The 16,047-nt window shown below is 71.6% G+C and carries 13 protein-coding genes; 4 read left to right on the forward strand and 9 right to left on the reverse strand.

The features are described from left to right. Positions 1-27: 27 nt before the first annotated feature. Positions 28-474, forward strand: a complete 447-nt coding sequence (locus IOD14_RS40445; protein ID WP_123989840.1) for an organic hydroperoxide resistance protein — start codon at positions 28-30, stop codon at positions 472-474. A 34-nt stretch (positions 475-508) separates the two neighbouring features. Continuing rightward, entirely contained in the window at positions 509-1,669 is a 1,161-nt protein-coding gene (locus IOD14_RS40450) for a serine hydrolase domain-containing protein (RefSeq protein ID WP_212673502.1), read from the forward strand. Positions 1,670-1,673: 4 nt separating this feature from the next. Here the strand turns inward: IOD14_RS40450 and IOD14_RS40455 are convergent, their stop codons facing one another. The 6 genes from IOD14_RS40455 to IOD14_RS40480 all read right to left on the reverse strand — a co-directional run bounded on the left by IOD14_RS40455 (position 1,674) and on the right by IOD14_RS40480 (position 8,619). Next, positions 1,674-1,949: a DUF1876 domain-containing protein gene (locus IOD14_RS40455; protein WP_123989842.1), complete on the reverse strand. Its 276-nt coding sequence runs from the start codon at positions 1,947-1,949 to the stop codon at positions 1,674-1,676. Between the two features lie 104 nt (positions 1,950-2,053). Then, a complete protein-coding gene (locus IOD14_RS40460; protein ID WP_212672874.1) occupies positions 2,054-4,783 on the reverse strand; it encodes an alkaline phosphatase family protein in 2,730 nt (909 codons plus the stop codon). A gap of 4 nt (positions 4,784-4,787) precedes the next feature. Next, positions 4,788-6,143, reverse strand: a complete 1,356-nt coding sequence (locus tag IOD14_RS40465) for an ABC transporter permease (protein WP_212672875.1) — start codon at positions 6,141-6,143, stop codon at positions 4,788-4,790. Continuing rightward, complete coding sequence (locus IOD14_RS40470) at positions 6,140-7,084, reverse strand: ABC transporter ATP-binding protein (RefSeq protein ID WP_212672876.1); 945 nt, start codon at positions 7,082-7,084, stop codon at positions 6,140-6,142. Before IOD14_RS40470 ends, IOD14_RS40465 begins: the two co-directional genes overlap by 4 nt. A 183-nt stretch (positions 7,085-7,267) precedes the next feature. Further along, the gene (locus IOD14_RS40475; protein ID WP_212672877.1) at positions 7,268-8,113 is read right to left on the reverse strand and encodes a DMT family transporter; all 846 of its coding nucleotides are present in this window, start codon (positions 8,111-8,113) and stop codon (positions 7,268-7,270) included. Next, positions 8,110-8,619, reverse strand: coding sequence for a YbaK/EbsC family protein (locus IOD14_RS40480; RefSeq protein WP_212672878.1), 510 nt, complete (start codon positions 8,617-8,619; stop codon positions 8,110-8,112). The genes IOD14_RS40475 and IOD14_RS40480 overlap by 4 nt, the downstream gene beginning before the upstream one ends. An 85-nt stretch (positions 8,620-8,704) precedes the next feature. Here IOD14_RS40480 and IOD14_RS40485 point away from each other — a divergent pair, with 85 nt between their 5' ends. Then, entirely contained in the window at positions 8,705-9,334 is a 630-nt protein-coding gene (locus IOD14_RS40485) for a GNAT family N-acetyltransferase (RefSeq protein ID WP_123989848.1), read from the forward strand. A 54-nt stretch (positions 9,335-9,388) separates the two neighbouring features. On the opposite strand, the gene IOD14_RS40490 is transcribed toward IOD14_RS40485, so the two are convergent. Together IOD14_RS40490 and IOD14_RS40495 are read right to left on the reverse strand one after the other, a co-directional pair. Continuing rightward, positions 9,389-11,599 carry an MMPL family transporter gene (locus IOD14_RS40490; protein ID WP_212672879.1) on the reverse strand — a complete coding sequence of 737 codons (2,211 nt, stop codon included), beginning with the start codon at positions 11,597-11,599 and terminating at the stop codon, positions 9,389-9,391. Positions 11,600-11,704: 105 nt separating this feature from the next. Then, on the reverse strand, positions 11,705-12,310 hold the full coding sequence (locus IOD14_RS40495; RefSeq protein ID WP_123989850.1) for a TetR/AcrR family transcriptional regulator: 606 nt from the start codon (positions 12,308-12,310) through the stop codon (positions 11,705-11,707). Between the two features lie 185 nt (positions 12,311-12,495). On the opposite strand from IOD14_RS40495, the gene IOD14_RS40500 reads away from it, so the two are divergent. Next, positions 12,496-15,702, forward strand: coding sequence for a S41 family peptidase (locus IOD14_RS40500; RefSeq protein ID WP_123989851.1), 3,207 nt, complete (start codon positions 12,496-12,498; stop codon positions 15,700-15,702). Positions 15,703-15,820: 118 nt separating this feature from the next. On the opposite strand, the gene IOD14_RS40505 is transcribed toward IOD14_RS40500, so the two are convergent. After that, positions 15,821-16,012, reverse strand: coding sequence for a hypothetical protein (locus IOD14_RS40505; protein WP_123989852.1), 192 nt, complete (start codon positions 16,010-16,012; stop codon positions 15,821-15,823). Positions 16,013-16,047 lie beyond the last annotated feature (35 nt).

Consider the following 16,047-nt stretch of genomic DNA (forward strand, 5'->3'; position numbering starts at 1 on the left):
GCGCACTTCTCCGGGGGGAGATCAGCCATGCCTGAGGAAACAGCCGTCGACACCCGGCCGACGAAGATCATGTATGTCGCCGAGGCCACCGCGCACGGCGGCCGGGACGGCTATGTCACCAGCCAGGACGGCCAGATCGAGCTCAAGGTCGCGATGCCCCCGGCGCTGGGCGGGGACGGAAACGGCACCAACCCGGAGCAGTTGTTCGCCGCCGGATACAGCTCCTGCTTCCACAACGCGCTGATCCTCGTCGGCAACCGCGAGGGCTACGACCTGACCGGTTCCACGGTCGCCGCGAAGGTCGGCATCGGCCCCAACAAGCACCGCGGCTACGGCCTCGCGGTCGCCCTGAGCGTCTCCCTGCCGGTCCTCGACGCGGACCTCGCGGCGAAGCTCGTGGACGCGGCCCACGAGGTCTGCCCGTACTCGAACGCGACCCGCGGGAACATCGACGTGACGATCCTGCTTGGGTGACACAGGAACACCCGCACGCAGGAAGGGCATGCACGTGGACGTGAACGGCACGGTCGCCGACGGCTTCGAGCCGGTCAGGGACGTGTTCGCGCGCAACTTCGAGGCTCTCGGGGACCGGGGCGCGGCCGTCGCCGTGTACCGGGACGGCCGCAAGGTGGTCGACCTGTGGGCCGGCACCCGGGACATCGACGGCACCGAGCCCTGGGAGCGCGGCACCGCGCAGGTCGTGCGCTCGGCCACCAAGGGCGTCGCTGCCGCCGCAGTCCTGCTGCTGCACCAGCGCGGGGAACTGGACCTGGACGCGCCGGTCGCCGAGTACTGGCCCGAGTTCAAGGCGCGCGGCAAGGAGCGGGTGCTGGTCCGGCAGGTGCTGAACCACCGGGCCGGGCTGCCGGTGATCGACCGGCCGCTCACCCCCGAGGAGGCCCTGGACCCGCTGAAGGGCCCCGAGGCGGCCGCCGCCCAGGCACCCGTCTGGGAGCCCGGCACGGACCACGGGTATCACGCGCTGACGTACGGCTGGATGCTGGACGAACTGGTGCGCAGGGTGACCGGGCTCGGCGCCGGTGCGTGGATCGCGCGGGAGATCGCCGGGCCGCTGGGGGCCGAGTTCTGGCTCGGGCTGCCGCCCGAGGAGGAAGCGGCCGGACGGGCCGGACGGGTCGGGCGGGTCGAGGGACCGGAGCCCGCCGGCGGCCTGCGCGCCCGGCCCAGGCGCTCCGTCACCGAGGCCTACGAGGACCCCGGCTCCCTCACCCGTCGCGCCTTCGCCGCGATCACCCCCTTCCCCGATCAGAACACCCCGGCGTACCGGGCGAGCGCCCTGCCCGCGACCAACGGGATCGCCACGGCCGACGGCCTGGCGCGGATCTACGCGGCGATGATCGGCGAGGTCGACGGGGTGCGCCTCCTCGACCCGGCCACGGTCGAACTCGCCCGCGCCGAGGAGTCGGCGGGCCCGGACCGGGTGCTCGTCGTGAACACCCGGTTCGGCCTCGGCCACATGCTGCACGGCAGCGCCTCGCCGTTCCTCGGCGCGGGCTCCTTCGGGCACCCCGGCCGCGGCGGCTCCCTCGGCTTCGCCGACCCGGAGAGCGGCATCGCCTTCGGCTATGTCACCAACGGCTTCCGCAGGACGGTGACGGCGGACCCCAGGGCGCAGGCCCTGGTGAGGGCGGTGCGGGCGGCGCTGTAGCGGCTCACACGTTGATCGAGTGGGACGTCCGACCGGACGCCGCGTCGATCTCGTCGTGGGCCTTGGTGAGCAGTTGCATCGCGAGTTCGTTCAGCGCACGGGCGCCGGCGACCTCCTCTCCCACCCTCGGCTGATTGCTGTCGGACCGGTGGCGGGTGGCATGCCCGTGCGTGCGCACCTCGGTGCCGTCCGGCAGCCGTACCATCGCGGCCGCCCGCGTGTGCTGGTCGTCCTCCTGGAACTCCAACTCGATGTGCCATCCCACAGTGGTGTGCGTCATGACGATCACCTCCGAAGCGTGTGCTTCCAGGGTGCTCCTCGGAGAGCCGCGGCGCACGGGGCGCTGGACCGGCAGCACACCGGCCACTGATTCCCGGTCGCCGGTCAGCCGTCGGACTCCGGTGACGGGAGGTAGGCGCCGGGCACGTCGTTCGGCGCGTACACCTTCCTGTCGCCGGGGTACGGCTCGGTCCAGGCGTGCGTCTGGTACCAGGTGTAGCGGTTCATCTGCTCGGCGTTGGCGTAGTCCGGCACCGCGTGCGCACCGGTCAGGCGCTGGTGCGAGGCCCATGTCTTCCACTGCGCGGCGAGGTTCCGCCGGGCCTCGGGCACCGCGGCGGTCGTCGGCGCGGGGGCCGCGTCGGCGTCCTGGGCGGCCGGGGTGTCCGCGCCGCACGAGGGCGTGGGGCTCACGCCGAGGGTCAGCGAGGTGCGGTTGGGCACCGCGGTGAACGGGGTGTCGTCCGGCTTCCCCGTGAACGCCCCGTACATCGGTGTGGCCGCGCTGTCCTTCTGGTTCATCGGGTGGATCCCGAGGATCTGCTCGACCGTGCGGATCATCGTGATCTGCGTGTAGTAGTGGCTGTCGACGGTGCCGTGCTGGGCGTAGGGGCTGATGATCTGGACCGGCGCCCGGTGGCCGTCGACGTGGTCGAGGCCGTTCTGGGAGTCGTCCTCGACGACGAAGATCGCCGAGTCCTTCCAGTACGTGCTGTGGGAGATCTCGTCGACCATCCGGCCGACCGCGAGGTCGTTGTCGGCGACCTCGGCGGAGGCGTTGGCCGGGCCGCCGGTGTGGTCGTCGGAGAACCAGAACATGTTCAGGTTCGCCGGGCCGTTCTTCTCGAAGTCCTGCTTCCAGATCTGTTCCTTGTAGATGTCCGGGACATCGAGGTCGAACATCGGGAAGCCCTGCACGGAGACCTCGTTGAGCGAGGGGATCGCCGAGCCGGTCCGGATGGGGTACTGGGTCGGCGCCCCGGTCGCGGCCATGGTCTTCGAGTCGCAGTACAGGTTCTGCCAGGTCGCGCCGGAGGGCTTGGACTCGATCGACTGGAACTCGCCGAAGTCCTTGACCGACTTGCCGGCCGCCTGCGCCCCGGTCCACAGGAACCCTGACTTCTGGTGGCCGAGGACGTCGTTCTCGGTGTCGTAACTGCGCGTGTACTCACCGGCGGAGGACTCGGTGTACTCCGGGTTGTCCGACTGCATCAGCCAGTTGTGGCCCTCGGCCGAGTTCGTGCCGATGTCGTAGAAGTTGTCGTAGAGGCCGAACTGCTGGGCCAGGGCGTGCTGGTTGGGTGTGACGTTGGCGCCGAAGGTGGCGAGCGCCGCGTCGCCGTCGCCCTGTGCCATGTCGCCGTAGACCTGGTCGTAGGTGCGGTTCTCCTTGACCAGCAGGAAGACGTGCTTGATCGTCGAGGGGTCGCCGAGGCGGGCGGGGACCGGCACCGGCCTGGCGTGACGGGTGCCCTTGGCCGTCGTGACCGAGCCGGGCGTCCAGCCGTTCTGCCGGAAGACCGTCGCCGTCTGCGCCCTGATCACGAGGTCGCTCGGCAGCGTGAACTGCGTGAGGCTCGACGTGGTGTCGTGGGTTCCGTGACCGGCGGCCGTGGTGGGGCGGCGGGCGTCGATGCCGCGGGTGTTGGAGACGACGACCTTCCCGCCCACGGTGGTGATCTCGGCGGGGAAGTAGTCGGTGGGGAGCAGACCGACGTAACTCGCCGGTTCCTGCGCGGACTTGTACCGGTAGACGGCAACCGCGTTCGCGCGGCCCAGCGTCACCAACAGCCGGCCGTCGTCGGTGAGGGTGACCGCGTCGGGCTCGTAGCCGACCTTCGCCTCGGGCCAGGGCTGGGTGGCGATGGTCTGGACGACCTTGTTCCTGCGGGTGTCGATGACGGAGACGCTGTTGTCGGCGGTGTTGGTGACGAACACCGTGCCGTTCTCTGCGTAGACGGCGGTCGGATGGAGGCCGACGGTGAGGGTGCCGACGGCCGCGGCCGGGTGCGCGGTGTCGATGACACTGACCGTGCCGGTGGTCGAGGCGCCCGTCTCGGGGTCGGCAGGCACCTGTGTGCCGTACGAGTTCATCGTGGTCTCACCGGCCCTGGCCGGGCGGCCGCCCTCGTTGCTGACGTACAGCTTGCCGTCGACCAGGGCGAGACCGCGGGGCGCGGTGCCGACGGCCCAGCTCTGCTCGACGGTACCGGTGGCCGCGTCGAGGGCCACGACCTTGTTCTGGCCGTTGACCGCCGCGTACACGGTGGAGCCGTCGGCGGAGAACACGGCCGCGCCGACCAGGGCCTGCTGGGTGCCGACGGTCGGGATCGGGACGGCCACCGGATCGGCGAGGGTCCCGTCCGCTGCGACCGTGAACTTCGTGTAGCCGGTGGCCTGTCCGAGCCACAGCTGCTTGCCGTCGGGCGAGTAGGTGGGGCCCTCCTGGCCGACCGAGGCGGCGGCGATGCGGAGGTCGTCCGCCGCGTTGGCGCCGATCCTCTGCTTCACCTGCCCGGTCGCGAGGTCCATGATCACCAGTGCGGCGTCGCCGTCGGTGACCGCGGCCGCGAGGTGGGTGCCGTCCGGGCTGACCGTCGACGACATGATCTTGCCGTCGTCGATGACGGTCCGGCTGCCGTACGGCTTGAGGAACTGGTCGCTGGAGATGACCTCGCCGTCGGCGGTGTTCTGCGCGACCTGCTGGGTGCCGAACCGGTAGGTCGAGGCGACCGCGGTGCCGGTGACGCCGAGGGCGACGGCGATGCCGGCGGCCACCAACAGGGTCCGGCGTCCGACCGGCTTCTTCTCTCTGATACGCCGTGTCACATGCATGGACCTATCCCTTCGAGGTGGTGTCGAGCAGCTCGACGTTTCCGTCGAACTGCCACAGCGGGTTCGGGGCGTCCCCGGTCTCGGTCCGCACCAGGAAGTAGCCGTTCACTTCCTTCGGACCGTCCCCGTCGGCCACGAACCGGCCGTCCGATCCGACGTCGAGTTGGTAGATCGCGGTCCCCGTGACCGCGGTACCGGGCAGGTGCCAGGTCACGACACACCGCCAGTCGTTGCCCGCTCCCTGTTGAGCGGCCTGGCCGTCGCTCTTGGTGCACGCCGCCGACGCCCTGAGCCGGGCCTCGGTGACGGCGGGGCGGTGCAGTTGTTCGGTCTGTGTGCGGTACAGGTGGGCGAAGGCGGTGGCGAGCGATCGCTCCACTTTGGCCTGCGTGATGCCCGTCGAGGGAGCGGCCACCGCGAGCACCGCGACGGTGACAGCGGTCAGCGCGGCGAGCGGCAGCACGCCCACCGTGAAGGCACGGCGCCCGGCACCGTCGTAGGCGGGATTGGTGAAGTCCCGCCGGAGGAACAGCAGATGGGCCATCGCGGTCGCGAGCACGGCCCACGCCAGGCTGACGGCGACCCCGATGAGGAGCGGGGCGAGCTGGAGCGGTGCGGTGAACAGGCCGTTCCAGGAGATGAAGGCGTAGCCGGGCAGGGCGAGGCGTACGGCGACGGGCAGCGGCAGCATCTGGGCGACCTGCGTGCCGAGCGCGACCAGCGGGGGCAGCAGCAGCCCCGTCGGGGAGCGGCCCAGCGCGACCGACCCGAGCAGGCCGATCGCGGCGAGGGCCAGGGTGGGGGCCAGGGCCGCGACCCAGGCGAGCAGGACCTTCTCCGCCGCGTCACCGGGCGCCAGAAGGTGGCCGTCGAGGCCGACAAGCGGCTGACTGCCGACGGACGCGAGCCCGCCGAGGGCACTGGAGCAGGCGAGCCCGGCCACGAGCACCAGGATCACGGTGAGGCCGGCCAGCACCTTCGCCGCGAAGATCCGCCGCGGTGAGCGGACCGCCACCAGCAGGTGCCGCCAGGTGCCGAGCCGGTCCTCGGCGGCGAACACGTCACCGGCGACCACCGAGGTCAGCAGCGGCAGCGCCCAGGTGCCCGCGAAGCCCAGCATCACCAGCGGTCCGGCCCATCCGGTGGCGTGCATCCAGCGGCCGAAGAGGGTGTCGGAGGGAAGGGTGCTCTGCTGGCCGACCCCGGCGACGAAGAGTCCCGGCGCGATCCAGCAGGCGAGGACGAGGAGACGGACGCGCCACTGGGAGACGAGCTTGACGAGCTCGAAGCGGTAGCCGCGCGGGACCGAGACGGGCCGGGCGGCGGCGGGGGCGGGGGGCGCGGTGACCGTGGTGGTCATCTACCGGCCTCCTGTCCCTCGGTGAGGGCCAGGAACGCGGCCTCCAGGGGCGAGACCACCGGCGCGAGTTCACGCACCGCGACACCAGACGTCACCAGCCCCGCGACCAGTTCGTCGAGGGCGGGCACCAGGGCGCGGACGACGAGCACACCGGCGTCCCGTGTCCGCCGTCCGCCGTCGTCGACGATCCGGATCCCGTCCGTCGCGTCGGCCAGTCGCCGCGCGGCCTCCGGGTCGGACGTCCGTACCCGGTAGTCGAGTTCACGGCTCTCGGCGGCCAGTTTGCCGAGCGGGCCCGAGAACACGACCCGGCCGGTGGCGAGGATGGTGACCTCGGAGCACAGGGCCTCCAGGTCGTCCATGCGGTGGCTGGAGAGCACGATGGCGGTGCCGTTCGCGGCGAGCCGTTCCAGGACGCCGTGCACATGGCGTTTTCCCGCCGGGTCGAGGCCGTTGGAGGGTTCGTCCAGCACGAGCAGCCGCGGCCGGGTCAGCAGTGCGGCGGCGAGCCCGAGCCGTTGGCGCATGCCGAGGGAGAAGCCGCGGGTCCTGTCGTCGGCGACGTCGGTGAGCCCGACCTCGTCGAGCACGTCGTCGATGCCGGCCGTACGCGCGTCCCGGCCGCGGAGTTCGGCCAGCGCGGCGAGGTTCTGCCGGGCGGTGAGCGAAGGGTAGAGGCCGGGTCCGTCCACGAATCCGGCGACCGAGCCGGGGACGGCGAACGCCCGGCCGACCGGCGTCCCCAGGATCTCCAGGCTGCCGCCGTCGGCGACGGACAGGCCCAGCAGGAGCCCGAGCAGTGTGGTCTTGCCGGCGCCGTTCGGCCCGACCAGGCCGTGGATCTGTCCCCGCGTCACATCGAGGTCGACGCCGTCGAGCGCCACGACCTCGCCGAAGCACTTGGTGATCCCGCGGGCCCGGACGGCGTGGAGTGCGTCCATGAGTCCCTTGCGTCCCTTCTCTCGCGGTCCGCAGGGACCTTAGGGACGACACCCGACCCGGCCCCGGACGTCCGCCTGAACGCCCAGGGAACGAACCGTCAAGGCCTCGGCAAGTAGGCAAACAAAGGACCGCTGTTGGGCGGGACTTGGGCAGCGCTTGGGACAGACCCGCGGGGCGGACGGCTAACTGGCGTGCAGCATCAGCCCGATGCCCGCGACCAGCAGCCCCGCCGCGAGGATCCTCGGCGCCCCGAAGCGCTCCTTGAAGAACACGGCGCCGATGGCCGCGCCGACGATGATCGAGGATTCGCGCAGGGCGGCGATGGGGGCGAGCTCGGCCTTGGTCTGGGCCCACAGGACGAGCGCGTAGGCGGCCACGGAGAGGGCGGCGCCGACGAGCCCGATCCGGGCGAACGGCCTGAGGACCGCGACGAAACCGCCGCGCCACCGCGTCAGCGCGTACGCCGGGATCACGACCCCCTGCACCGCCATCAGCCAGGCGATGTACCCGAGGGAGGAGCCGGAGGCGCGCACGCCGAGCCCGTCGACGACGGTGTACGCGGCGATGGTCAGCCCGGTCGCCAACGCCGCCCCGATCGCGGCCCAGTTGGGCCGGCGGCCGCGCAGCCCCCACAGGGCGACACCGGTGAGTCCCGCGCAGGACAGGGCGATTCCGGCGGCGGCCCACCGGTCCGGCACCTCGTGCGCGAAGAGGGCGGCGAGCACGGTGACGACCAGGGGCGCGGTGCCGCGGGCGATCGGATAGGCCTGCCCGAAGTCACCGAGCCTGAAGGACGTCATCAGCAGCGCGTAGTAGGCGATGTGGATACCGGACGAGACGAGCAGATACGGCCACGCGGCCGCCGCGGGAAGCGCCGTGAACGGGATCATCATCAGCCCGATGAGCATGCCGCCGCCCGAGATCAGCGTGAACCCGACCAGCTTGTCGGTGATCCGGTGCGCGATGGCGTTCCAGCTGGCGTGGGTGAAGGCGGCGAGGAGAACGGCCGCGGTGACGAGCGGCGTCACGTGGTGCGCTCGCGGACGTCCACGAGGGTGGCTCCGGCGTGGGCGACCAGGTCCTGGGGCGCGATGGGGAACACGGCGTGCGGGTTGCCGGCGGCGGCCCACACGAGGTCGTGGGCGAGCAGCGAACGATCGGCCAGCACCCGGGTCCTCGTCCGGTGCCCGAAGGGCGGCACGCCCCCGATGGCGTACCCGGTCGTCTCCCGTACGACATCGGCCCTCGCCCGGGTGACCTTGCCCGCGCCGAGTTCCTCCCGGACCCGTTCGAGGTCGACGCGTGAGGCCCCGTCCATCAGCACCAGCACGGGCACCCCGTCCGCCGCGAAGATCAGCGACTTGCAGATCTGGCTCAGCTCGCACCCGACGGCCGCGGCGGCCTCGGCGGCGGTACGGGTGGCGTCCGGGAAACGGCGGATCCTGCCGGTGAGTTCATCGAGACCGCGTTCCCGCAGCGCCTCGGCGAAACGGGGGTGGGCGGCCTGGGAGCCGTCGGCGTCGGTGGTCGTCATGCACGGCACGCTAGCGGTGGGTGTACGGGGCACGCGACCCTGTTTCGACGGTCCCGACTGCCCTTAGGTCGGGCAGGATGCTGGGATGACCCCGTCTCCCGCCGTACGCCCCTACCGCCCCGAGGACCGTGACGCCCTCGAGGAGATCTGCGTCCGCACCGCCCACGTGGGCCAGGACAGCCGGCCGCACTACCAGGACCCCGGTGTCTTCCCGGCCGCCTTCGCGACGCCGTACGTCCATCTCGAACCGGAGCTGGCCTTCGTGCTGGACGACGGGGAGGGCCGGGCCGTCGGGTACGTCGTCGGCGCCGCGGACACGCCCCGGTTCGTCGAGGACTACCGGGCGAAGTGGCTCCCCCTCGTGGCCGACCGCTACCCGGAGCCCCGCCACGAGCCGCGCACTCCCGACGAGGAGATCGTCGCGCTCCTGCACCGCCCCGAGCGGATGCTGGTGCCGGAGGTCGCCGCCTACCCCGCCCACCTGCACATCGACCTGCTCCCCGGGTGGCAGGGGCGCGGGTACGGGCGGGCGCTCATGAAGGCCCTGCTGGATGCCCTGCACGAGCGGGGCGTTGCCGCCGTGCATCTGTGCATGCTGACCGCGAACACCCCCGCCCGTGCCTTCTACGACCGTCTCGGCTTCCATGAGATCGCCGTGCCGGATGCCGGGCCCGTCACCTATCTCGGGCGGTCCACGGCAGAAGAGAGCCGGTGAGGACACCCCGTCCCCACGGAGCCCTCACCGGCGGTCCTTCTCACTTGGCGTGCGTCAGACGCGTACCAGCTCCCGGTCCTCGTCCGGGTCCGCGTCCTTCTCGGCCTGTGTGCGCAGTCCCTCACCCTCGACGTCGACGTTGGGCAGCGCGCGGTCCAGCCACTTCGGCAGCCACCAGGCGCGGCGGCCGAGCAGGGCGAGAACCGCGGGGACGATCGCCATGCGGACCACGAACGCGTCGAAGAAGACGGCGATCGCGAGGCCGAAGCCGATCATCTTGATCATCGACTCGCCGGAGCTGATGAAGCCTCCGAAGACGGCCATCATGATGACCGCGGCGGCGACCACGACCCGGGCGCTGTGCTTGAACCCGGTCACGATGGCCTGACTCGGGGACTCGCCGTGGACGTAGGCCTCGCGCATGCGGGTCACGAGGAAGACCTCGTAGTCCATCGCGAGCCCGAAGACAACGCCGACCATGAAGATCGGCATCATCGACATGATCGGGCCGGTCTCCTCGACGCCGAGCAGCCCGCCCAGCCAGCCCCACTGGAAGACCGCGACGACGGCGCCGAGCGCGGCGAGCACCGAGAGCAGGAAGCCGAGGGCCGCCTTCAGCGGGACGAGGATCGAGCGGAAGACCACGATCAGCAGGAGGAAGGCGAGGCCGACCACCAGGGCCAGATACGGGATGAGGGCGTCGCTCAGCTTCTGCGAGAAGTCGATGTTCATCGCGGTGGTGCCGGTGACCAGGACGTTCGCGCCGGTGTCGGACCTGACCCCGGCGCCCTGGTCGCGGATGGCGTGCACCAGGTCCTCGGTCTGGGCCGAGGACGGCTTGGAGCCGGGGACGACCGTGATGGTCGCGGTGTCGCCGGCCTTGTTGAAGGCCGCCGGGGTGACCGTGACGACGTCCTTGAGGCCCTTGATCCCGTCGGTCACCGTGGTGGCCGCGGCCTTGGGGTCGTCGCTGTTCCTGGCGTCGACCACGATCATCAGGGGTCCGTTGAAGCCGGGCCCGAAGCCCTCCGAGAGGAGGTCGTAGGCGCGGCGCTGGGTCGTGGACGTCGGCTGCGAGCCGTCGTCGGGCAGGCCCAGTTCGAGCTGGCTGACCGGCAGCGCGACGGCACCGAGACCGAGCACGCCGAGCAGCAGCACGGCGGCCGGGCGGCGGATGACGAAGCTGGCCCAGCGGGTGCCGAGGTTGGGCTTCACCGACGTGCCCGGGGCCGCGGTCCTCCCGCGCTTCTCGCCGGCCGGACGGACCTTGCGGCCCGCGTACCCGAGCAGCGCCGGGATCATGGTCAGCGCGATGAGGACGGCGATGACGACGGTGCCGGCCGCGGCGAGGCCCATCTTGGTCAGCATCGGCACGTTGACGACCGCGAGACCGGCCAGCGCGATCACGACGGTCAGGCCCGCGAAGACCACCGCCGAACCCGCGGTGCCGGTGGCCCGGCCCGCCGCCTCCTCGCGGTCACGGCCCTCGGCCAGCTCGGCGCGGTAGCGGGAGACGATGAACAGCGCGTAGTCGATGCCGACCGCGAGGCCGATCATCCCCGCGAGGGTGGAGGTGGTGTCGCCGAGGTCGAGCGCCTTGGCGAGGGTGGCGATGGTGGAGACGCCGATCGCGACGCCGATGATCGCCGTCAGCAGCGGCAGCCCCGCCGCGACCAGCGAGCCCAGGGTGATGACCAGGACGACCGCGGCGATGGCGAGACCGATGGCCTCACCGATCGCTCCCGTCTCCGGCTCGGCCTGGAGCACGTCACCGCCGACGTCGACGGTCAGCCCGGTGTCCCGGGCCTCGTCGGCGGTCTTCTCCAGGGCGTCCCTGGTCGCGTCCTTGAGCTCCATGGCGGGGGCGTCGTAGCGCACCGACGCGTAGGCGACCGTGCCGTCCTTGCTCACCGCGTTCGTGGTGAACGGGTCGGTGACGGAGACGACCTCGGAGCCGTCGCCGAGTTCCTTGACGGTCTTCGCGACGGTCGCGCGGTGGGCGGCGTCGGTCATCTTCTCGCCCTCGGGCGCCTTGAAGACCACGCGTCCGGTCGCGCCGTCGGCGCTGGCCCCGGGGAAGCGCTGTTCCAGCAGGTCGAAGGCCTTCTGCGCCTCCGTGCCCGGAATGGAGAAGGAGGTCGATCCGGCGGCGGGGGCAGTGGCCGCGCCGACGCCGGCGAGCGTCAGCAGGGCCACCCACAGCAGGGCGACGAAGTGCCGTCGCCGGAAGGCGAGCCGGCCGAGCTTGTAGAGGAAAGTGGCCACGAAGGCGTACTCCCGGTCAGGTCGTGGGGTCTTCAGGGCAGGGGTGATCAGCCCGACGACGTGAGCGGTTACGTCAGGTGGAGGGCTTGCTGGGGAGACTGCGGGTCAGTCGTTCGAGACGCCGAGGGCGGGGAGGACCACGGCGTCGATGTACGAAAGGAGGAATTCCTGGGTCGGCGGCAGCTCGTCGATCATCGTGCGAGCCGCGAACCCGCCGAGCATCATGTGGATCATGAAGTCGATCGCCGGGTTGTCGGGGCGTACCTCGCCCCGGTCGATGGCCCGCTGCACCAGTCGGCGGAACTCCGCCGTCTCGGGTTCGATGAGATGCGCGCGGAACGCCTTCAGGAGGTCCGGGTTGCCGTGGACCGCCATGGCCAGGCCCCGCATGAGCGCGGAGTTCTGCTCCATCGTGCAGTCGTCCGAGCGCAGGGTGAGCGCGTGCAGGTCGCCCTTGAGCGACCCGGTGTCGATCTCGTCGAGACCGATACCGCCCGGCTTGGTGTGCCGCACCGCCTTCGCCACCAGTTCGGCCTTGCCGCCCCACTGGCGGTAGAGCGTGGCCTTGCTGGAGCGGGTGCGGGCGGCAACGGCGTCCATGGTGAGGGCGTCGTAGCCGACCTCGCGGAGCAGTTCGAGCACGGCCTCGTAGAGCTCGGCCTCGCGCTCGGGGGTGATGCGGCTGCGACGCGCGGTCGAGACCTCGGTCATGACACTCACCCTTTCCGCTCCGGAACTCCGAACGACACTGTTTCGTACGACACGAATGTAGCGCATCCTCGATCGAAACGAAACGGTTTCGTTCGTGTTATGGGTCACCTCGGTTTGCGCCCGGGTCACTCCCGGCCGATTTTTCATAAGTTGCTCCGGTCCATCCCCCGGAAAAGCATGGGGAGGTGAGCTATCTGCGCCTTCCGCACCTGAGCGGCGACCTGCTGTGTTTCGTGGCCGAGGACGACCTCTGGCTGGCCCCCCTCGACGGCCCGGGCCGCGCCTGGCGCCTGACCGTGGACCGCACCAAGGTCGGCCACCCCCGCTTCTCGCCCGACGGCCGCCACATCGCGTACACGAGCTGGCGCAGTCTCGCGCCCGAGATCCACCTCGCGGACGTGGACGGCGGACCGGGCCGCCGGCTCACCTACTGGGGTTCCACGGACACCCAGGTCACCGGCTGGACCCCGCAGGGCACCATCCTCGCCGTCGCCTCCCACGGCGAGCCCTTCTCCTACTTCACCTGGGCGTACAAGGTCCCCACCGACGGCTCCCCCGGCCGCAAGCTCCCCTGGGGCCCGGTCTCCGACATCCAGGTCGCCGACCGCAAGACCCTCCTGCTCACCGGCACCCCACCGCACGAACCTGCCGCCTGGAAGCGCTACCGGGGCGGCGCCACGGGCCGCCTCTGGCTGCACGGCGAACGCCTGCTGCCCGACCTGGGCGGCCATCTCCACTCCCCCATGTTCGTCGGCGACCGGATCGCCTTCCTCTCCGACCACGAGGGCGTCGGCAACCTCTACTCCTGCGCCCCCGACGGCTCCGACCTGCGCCGCCACACCGACCACGACGCCTTCTACGCCCGGCACGCCGCCAGCGACGGCACCCGGGTCGTGTACCAGTGCGCGGGCGACCTGTGGATCGTCGACGACCTCGCGTCCGCCGAGCCGCGCAAGCTCGACGTACGGCTGAGCGGGCCGCGCGCGGGACGCCGTACCCACCAGGTGCCGGCCGCCCAGCACGTGGACGGCATCTCGGTCGACGAGACGGGCCGCGCCAGCGCCGTCGTCGTCCGCGGCAGCCTGTACTGGCTGACCCACCGCGACGGCCCGGCCCGCACGATCACCGACACCCCGGGGGTACGGGTCCGGCTCCCGGAGATGCTCGGCTCCGTCGGCCAGGTCGCCTATGTGACGGACGCGGAGGGCGAGGACGCGATCGAGATCGCCTACCTGCCCCGGGCGACCGGGGACCGGGCACCCCGTCGCCTGGCATCCGGGAAGCTGGGCCGGGTCCTGGAGCTGGTCGCGGACCCGCGGGGCGAGCGCCTGGCCATCGCCTCGCACGACGGACGCCTGCTGCTGCTCGACACCGCGGAGGACTCCGACGGCGAGGTCACGGAACTCGTCCGCTCGGTCAACGGCCCGGTCCGGGACCTGGCCTTCGCCCCGGACGGCTCCTGGCTCACCTGGTCGCATCCGGGCATCGGCCGCTCCCTGCGCCAGATCAAGATCGCCCGCATGAAGGACCGTTCGATCGTCGACGTCACCAACGGCCGCTTCGAGGACGAGAACCCGGTCTTCACCAGGGACGGCCGCTATCTGGCCTTCCTGTCCTGGCGGGGCTTCGACCCGGTGTACGACGTCCACACAGGCGACCTGTCCTTCCCGCTCGGCTGCCGCCCCTACCTCGTCCCGCTGTCCTCGGCCACTCCCTCCCCCTTCGCCCTGAACCCGGAGGGCCGCCCGGCCGCCGGGGGCCTGGACCCGGTCGAGGACGAGAGCGGCGACGGCGGGGCGGTGACGGTCGAACTCGAAGGGCTGGAGAGCCGGGTGACCCCCTTCCCGGTCCCCGCCTCCAAGTACTCGGCGCTGCACCCGGTCGCGGGCGGTGGCCTGGTCTGGCTGCGCTGGCCGATCTCGGGCGCGCTCGGCGAGACCTTCGTCAACCCGGACGACACCTCCGAGCGCCCCACCCTCGAACACTTCGCCGTCGGCAAGGCGAAGAAGACCGAACTCGTCGAGCACCTGGACTGGTTCGCGGTCAGCGGCGACGGTTCGAGGCTGGTCGTGGTCGACGAGGGCGAGCTGCGCGCCACGCCCGCCACCGAGTCCGGCGACAGCGACTCGAACGTCTGGATCGACCTGCGCCGCATCCTCCACGAGGTGGACCCGCCCGCCGAGTGGCGCCAGTCCTACGAGGAGGCGGGCCGGCTGATCCGGGCGTACTTCTGGGACCCGGGGATGTGCGGCATCGACTGGGACGCGGTGCTCGACCAGTACCGCCCGCTGCTCGAAGGGGTCGCCTCCCCCGACGAGTTCGCCGACCTCCTGCGCGAGGTCCTCGGCGAACTGGGCACCTCCCACGCCTACGTCACCGCCGCCCGCCGCAACGAGGGCCCACCGCACTACCAGCGCCGCCAGGGCCTGCTGGGCGCCAACTTCGTCCTCAGGGACGGCGGCTGGACGGTCCGGCGGATCCTGCCCGGCGACTCCTCGGACTCCAAGGCCCGCTCCCCGCTCGCCGGCACGGGCATCCGCGAGGGCGCGGTCCTCACCCACGTGGACGGCCGCCCGGTCGATCCGGTCACGGGCCCGTACCCCCTCCTCGCGGCGGCGGGCGGTACGACGGTGGAGCTGACCTTCACCCCGGCGGGCGAGGGCAGGTCCCGGCGGGTCGCGGTGGTCCCCCTCCTCGACGAGAGGCCGCTCCGCTACCAGGACTGGGTGGCCAAACGCCGTGCGGTGGTCCGGGAGTTGAGCGGCGGCCGCTGCGGCTATCTGCACATCCCCGACATGGGCGGATCGGGCTGGGCCCAGTTCAACAGGGACCTGCGGATGGAGGTCTCCCGCCCCGCCCTGATCGTCGACGTACGCGGCAACGCGGGCGGCCACATCAGCGAGCTGGTGGTGGAGAAACTGACCCGCACGATCCTGGGCTGGGACCTCACGCGCAACGCCCAGCCGGTGTCGTACGCCTCCAACGCCCCCCGCGGCCCGGTGGTCGCCCTCGCCGACGAGGCGACCTCCTCGGACGGCGACATGATCACGGCGGCCTTCAAACTCCTGAAACTGGGCCCGGTGGTGGGCCAGCGCACCTGGGGCGGAGTGGTCGGCATGACCGGCCGCCACCAGCTGGGCGACGGCACGGTGATCACGGTCCCGATGAACGCGGCCTGGTTCGACGCCTACGGCTGGTCCATCGAGAACCAGGGCGTCACCCCCGACCTGGAGATCCTCCGCACCCCGCTGGACTGGGCGGAGGGCCGCCACGCCCAACTGGACGACGCGGTGACGCTGGCGCTGAGCCTGCTGGAGACGAACCCCCCGGCAACCCCACCGGACTACCGGGACGTACCGGACCGGTCGAGGCCGAAGTTGCCGCCCAGGTAAGGGCTTTTGTTCTCAGGGGCGCGGCGAACTGCGCGACAAGCCCCCACCGGCCGGCGCCAGACACAAAACGCAGGGTGCCCCCCAACAAACAGAGGGCACCCTGCGCTTCGAGCAGTGACTACATGTCGTAGTCGGGGTCGAGCCGCTCCTGCTCCTCGCGACGGAGCCGCTCGGACTCCTCGTCCCGCATGCGCTCGTCCTGCTCGCCGCGGCGACCGCGCTGGGCCTGCTCCCGGCCCTCCTGGGCCTTCTGCTTGGCCTGCTGCTGCCACTGCTCGGACTTGTCCTGGAACTGGTCCTTCATACCCATGTGGGTTCACTCCCGTGGGGGTGAGGGGAAGAGCC

This window comes from Streptomyces sp. A2-16, from assembly GCF_018128905.1.
Lineage (GTDB): Bacteria > Actinomycetota > Actinomycetes > Streptomycetales > Streptomycetaceae > Streptomyces.